This is a genomic window from Vibrio sp. OPT46 (assembly GCF_015163535.1).
In the GTDB taxonomy this organism is placed as follows: domain Bacteria; phylum Pseudomonadota; class Gammaproteobacteria; order Enterobacterales; family Vibrionaceae; genus Vibrio; species Vibrio alginolyticus.
This window is the reverse complement of record NZ_JADDYG010000018.1, coordinates 1-1,756: the sequence shown is the minus strand read 5'-3', so window position 1 is coordinate 1,756 and position 1,756 is coordinate 1. Positions and strand designations below refer to the sequence as shown.

At 38.0% G+C, this 1,756-nt stretch carries 2 protein-coding genes; one reads left to right on the top strand and one right to left on the bottom strand.

Annotation, left to right across the window (positions count from 1 at the left end; all coding sequences use genetic code 11):
* Positions 1 to 506, bottom strand: a 506-nt coding sequence (locus IQR33_RS01925) for an iron chelate uptake ABC transporter family permease subunit (protein WP_193843457.1), incomplete at its 3' end; no start/stop codon positions are given.
* Positions 507 to 885: 379 nt separating this feature from the next.
* Here IQR33_RS01925 and IQR33_RS01920 point away from each other — a divergent pair.
* On the top strand, positions 886 to 1,756 hold an 871-nt coding region (locus IQR33_RS01920; RefSeq protein ID WP_228013718.1), incomplete at its 3' end, for a phosphopantetheine-binding protein.

The following is a 1,756-nucleotide window of genomic DNA, read 5'->3' as shown; positions in this document are numbered from 1 at the left end:
TCTCCCATTAACCAACCGGACATACTCTGTAAGATGTTGTTTTGATAAGCATAAAACTCCGCTATGGCACTTAGTACACTACCAAACATAAGCCCAATCACAGGTATTAACGCAGAGTTACTGAATTTAATTTTTCGTACGATGGCAATGTAGATAAGGCCAGCGGCGAAGCAAAATAGTACGGCGAAGAGCATACGTTCAAGCTTGTCTGAGGATGGAAGCATGACGATAGATACCAAAATACCGAGCTTTGCCGCATCGATACCGCCTGTGGTGCCCGGCTCAACAAAACGATTTCTAACAATATGTTGAAGAATAACACCACATATTGCGAGACCAGATCCGGTAAGAATTAGTGCGATTAGCCTTGGTAATCTGCTAGCAGTAATCGGTAGCCAAGCTTTGTCATCCATGGTCAGCAATAACGACCAATCTAGTTGGTTTGCGCCGACGAAAATTGAAGTTAAGCACAATAAAGTAAATGTGATAATTATCCGAGTATTCATGAAAAACGTGCCCCGAAACAAAAAGGCAAAGAGTTGCAATTAGTTTCTAGTTGGAATAAAAGTGGGGAGGAATACGCATAATGGATACTTTTTACTGAGATGAAGTCCAATTTCAATAAATCATAACCAAGGTTTTCTTTAATAAACAATACGATCACAACTTAATTCTCAAAATGTTGTCAGAGCCACTTTACAACTTAAAATTTAACGGATTAATTCGTCAGTTAACTCGGATTAGCTGACAAAAAACTCCCTTTTCAACTCAATATAATTATTGGCTTGACGTGAAATGCAAATCTAAATGATAATCAATCCTATCACCATTATTGTCGATGTGTAAGCAAATTAACACATAATCCTAAAAAATCAGGTCGCTAACATGTCAAGCGGCCAAGTAAGAGTTAGATTTTATATGAACAACGTCACTAAAGAGCCTAAAGTCCTACTTCCAATCGGCGAATATGAAGAGCAAGTTTGGATGCGACAGCTTCAAGATTCACAGAGTATTGAATGGAGGGTTTTTTGCTATATTATTGATAAAAAAAGCAAAAACGTTCTAATTGAACGAGCGTTACACAAGCTTGTTTTAGTCGATATGCGATTAAACCTTCGATACGGATTATCTGAAGACTTTGAGTTAGAGAAGTGGCATCTATCGGAAGAAAGCCAGTTCATTGACACTTTAGATTTAGCCAGTAAGCAGTTGCCAGAGTTGATCAAAGCAATGAAAATGCGCGAGTGGGACCCAGAGTCTCAGTCGCCATTTAGAGTAGTTATTTTACAAACTGAGCAAGAGAAGTATTTGTTTATTGTTACTCATCCGATATTAGAACCACATATTAACAATACAACTATCATTAATTTATTAAGTGTTAACTACGAAGCTTTGAATAACCACTCTTATTGTGCTGGTTTTAATCCGAAAGGTATAGATATCGCTCAGTTTTATTACCATGATGACTCTGAAAGTAATATTGAAGAAATAATATTAGCTGAATTTAGGGATAGTCTCGATGACCCTGATGTTGAATTAGATGACGACTTTTTTGAAATTGGTGGGCACTCACTGTTGGCAACTAGAATTATTGGGAACCTAATGAATAATCATGGTATCGAAGTTAGCTTTAATGACTTCTTTAAATTTCCGAGCGTGAAAGCTCTTGCTCAGTGTGCTTCGGTGCCTCATCAGTCGCCGCTGTCAACGCCTTCAGAAGAACTCGAAATGCAGGAGGCAACGGTATCAAGTTGCT